This is a genomic window from Succinimonas sp., from assembly GCF_045225735.1.
GTDB lineage: Bacteria > Pseudomonadota > Gammaproteobacteria > Enterobacterales > Succinivibrionaceae > Succinimonas.
This window is the reverse complement of the sequence record NZ_JBGVBR010000081.1, coordinates 1-3,414: the sequence shown is the minus strand read 5'-3', so window position 1 is coordinate 3,414 and position 3,414 is coordinate 1. Positions and strand designations below refer to the sequence as shown.

At 54.3% G+C, this 3,414-nt stretch carries 4 protein-coding genes; all 4 read left to right on the top strand.

Annotation, left to right across the window (positions count from 1 at the left end; translation table 11 throughout):
- Position 1: 1 nt before the first annotated feature.
- Positions 2–100, top strand: a complete 99-nt coding sequence (locus ACJROR_RS02865; RefSeq protein ID WP_406545774.1) for a PLP-dependent transferase — start codon at positions 2–4, stop codon at positions 98–100.
- Positions 101–216: 116 nt separating this feature from the next.
- A complete protein-coding gene (cysK, locus tag ACJROR_RS02860) occupies positions 217–1,152 on the top strand; it encodes a cysteine synthase A (RefSeq protein ID WP_406545773.1) in 936 nt (311 codons plus the stop codon).
- A 254-nt stretch (positions 1,153–1,406) separates the two neighbouring features.
- Positions 1,407–2,042 (top strand): GDSL-type esterase/lipase family protein, encoded by a 636-nt coding sequence (locus ACJROR_RS02855; protein ID WP_406545772.1) that lies wholly within the window; start codon positions 1,407–1,409, stop codon positions 2,040–2,042.
- Between the two features lie 300 nt (positions 2,043–2,342).
- A partial coding sequence (locus ACJROR_RS02850) for a transposase (protein ID WP_406545771.1) occupies positions 2,343–3,414 on the top strand: 1,072 nt, incomplete at its 3' end.

The window sequence follows — 3,414 nt, the reverse complement described above, 5'->3', positions numbered from 1 at the left end:
CATTACCCCGGGCACCATTCGTCTCTCCATCGGCATCGAGCATATCGATGACATTCTGGCGGATCTGGAAAACGGCTTTAAGGCCGTGGCAGAGGCTTAATCAGAACATCAGCAGTAGAGCAAAAGCAAAACCCCGCAGGAGATGCTGCATAAGAAGCAGAAAACGCAGCATCCCTGCCTTAAATCGGAACACAGCATTATTTGGAGCAAAATATCATGTCAGGAATTAAAAAGAGCTTCGCCGAGCTTATCGGCAACACCCCGCTTCTGGAAGTAACCAACATTGAGAAGGAGCTGGATCTCAAGGCCACCGTGCTGGTGAAGCTGGAATACTTCAACCCGGCCGGCAGCGTGAAGGATCGCATTGCCGGAGCCATGATCGCCGATGCGGAGGCCCGGGGACTTCTTAAGGAAGGCTCAGTCATCATTGAACCCACCAGCGGCAACACCGGCATCGGTCTCGCTGCCATCGCCGCCGCCCGGGGCTATCGCATTATCCTTACCATGCCGGAGACCATGAGCGCCGAGAGAAGGAATATCCTGAAGCACTACGGCGCCGAGCTGGTACTGACCGAAGGCAGCAAGGGCATGAAGGGCGCCATTGCCAAGGCCGAGGAGCTGGCTAAGGAAATTCCCAACAGCTTTATTCCGGGACAGTTTGTGAATGAGGCCAATCCCAAGGCCCACCGGGAAACCACCGGTCCCGAGATCTGGCGGGATACGGAAGGCCGGGTGGATATCTTCATTGCCGGTGTAGGCACCGGCGGCACCGTAACCGGCACCGGCGAGTATCTGAAGTCCCAGAATCCGGCGGTTAAGGTTGTGGCTCTGGAGCCTCTGGATTCCCCGGTGCTGTCAGAAGGCCGGGCCGGCCCCCACAAGATTCAGGGCATCGGCGCCGGGTTTGTGCCTGATGTTCTCAATACCAAGGTTTATGACGAGGTGTTCCGGGCTTCCGGTGACGATGCCTTTAATACCGCCCGGCTTCTGGCCCGGAAGGAGGGCATTTCCGTGGGGATTTCCTCCGGCGCGGCTCTCTTCGGCGCCATCGAGCTCGCCCGCCGTCCGGAAAATGCCGGCAAGGTGATTGTGGCTCTCCTCCCGGACAGCGGCGACAGATACTACTCCACTCCGCTCTTTAACGGGGAGTAGTCCCGGAGGAAAGAGCTGTCCTGACCGGCAAACGCCCAGGCGAGATCGCAACCTGGGCAAGCGTTAAGGTTCAGGACAGTTTATCACGGGATTATTGATGGCAGAGGCCGGGGCAGGGCAGAGAGCCTTCCCCGGCCTTCGTGTGTTATTATGGAGGACGGCTCCGGCAGCAGACGAAGCCGGGAGCAGGAACAGCAGCAAGCAGAAACAGAAGAAATAACAGAAACAGCAATATTAAGGAAAGGAAGAGAGCAATGACGGAAAGAATTTTTTGCTTCGGGGATTCCAATACCTGGGGGTATGCGCCCGGAGATCTTATGACGCCCCGCTATCCCCGGGAAACCCGCTGGCCGGGAGTTCTGGCCCGGCTCTCCGGCCGGGAGGTTATTGAAGCCGGCCTCTGCGGCCGCACCGCCGCCTTTGACGATCCGGCTGCTCCGGGCCGAAACGGCGCCCGGGCTCTTCCCCGGGCTCTGGAGGAGGCCGGAACCCCCGATTACGCGGTGATCATGCTGGGCACCAATGACTGCAAAAGGGTGTACGGCGCCACGGCAGAGGAGATCGGTCAGGGGCTCTCCCTCTGTCTTGATATCCTGGCTAGGGTGATATTGCCCTCCCGCATTCTGGTGGTCTCTCCTCCTTATCTCGGAGAAAACGTCTGGCGGCCTGACCGGGATCCCGCCTTCAGTCCGGAATCCGTGGCCGTCTCCCGGGAGCTTAAGACCGTGTACCGCGCCATTGCCGCAAAGCGGGGGCATCTCTTCCTGGCCGCCTCGGACGCGGTGAGAGCCGAGGCCTGGGACGAGGAGCATCTGGATCCCGCGGGGCATCTCAGGCTGGGAGAGGCGATCAATGCCGTGCTTTTCAGGGGGAAGGACAAACAGCGCTGAAGCCGGGAGCCGAAGGGACGAACCTCCGCTGTCTCCCCGGCTCTGCCCGCCTTCCGGAACGGGAGGCGGATACCGTTTTCCGCACCGTAAGCCGCGGCGTTCGCATCTTTATTCAATCACCTCCCCGGCGCTTCCCGCTTATCCAATTCTGTCCATCCGTCTTATTTTCCAAATTTTTCAGTTAATTATACACAGAAAACGGAAAATAGCCTGAACCCCTGATTATTGCGTACAATTGAACTTGAACAGTCCTCATTATCATTGTATAATTATACCATTAAACAATGCAGTGAGGTTCATATGAGAGGCCGTACAGCTGACCCGAATTCCCCGTATAAGATGCTTGTTCATACTGCAAACGGATATACGTATGCAGCTACAGTTGTTACCGCCAAAAATGCTGAGGGCAAAAGCTACCGTAAGTACCAGCACTACGGAACCATTGATCAGAATTTTGTATTTAAGCCATTTGCTGAGTTTTTGTTTCTTCCCGGCGAAGAGAAGGCAAAGTTTATCTTCCCTGAAGAGTGGGATTTGTCGTATCTCAGCAATTACCAGAAACAAGCTTCCTCCGGAGAACCAGTCACTGGCAGAGAGAAGTCATCTGACGGTCATGCTGATAAAACAAAAGCTGCCGAATCTGGCCCGGCATCAGCTAATGAGGTGGTTCCGCCGGTATCAGACCAATACAACAACCGTTTGTACGGCCATGTGTGGTTTATGCTGAAAATAGCGGAAAAGCTTCATGTTTACGATGATCTGATGATCACGTTTGATCACGAAGAGGAGATAGTGAATGATATACTGACCCTCGCAGTGTACCCGTGTCTTGGCAATATGAATTATTCTCATGTAAGCGAGTGGCAGCAATGCACGAAGACCATGTCTTTGGAAGCTCTGACACCTCCGAGAATTACAAACTTTACCAAGAGAATCCAGGAACGGCACAGAATGTCGTTTATAAAGCTCCGTGTTGAAAAACAGCCCAAAGAGGCCGTTCTCGCCTGCGATTCCACAACGCGTTCGGCATGGGGATCGCATATAGCGGAAATCCGCTGGGGAAACAATAAGGATAACGCAGATCTCGCCAATACCGTTGAAGTAGTTGTGTACTCGGTGAGTTCGCATCAGCCCATATATTACAGATCCTTTGCCGGCAATATTTCAGACCTGAGCACGGTAACAACCATACTGTATGATCTCCGGCAGCTGGACATTGACGATGTAACCGTGATTTTCGACAGAGGGTACGAATCACCGGACAATATGGAACGTTTCTTTCGAACTGATCTTTCGTTCCTGATGTGCTCAAAGACGAATCAGAAACCTGTGATTCAGAAGCTTCTTGACGTTGAATATGATAATGACGGCT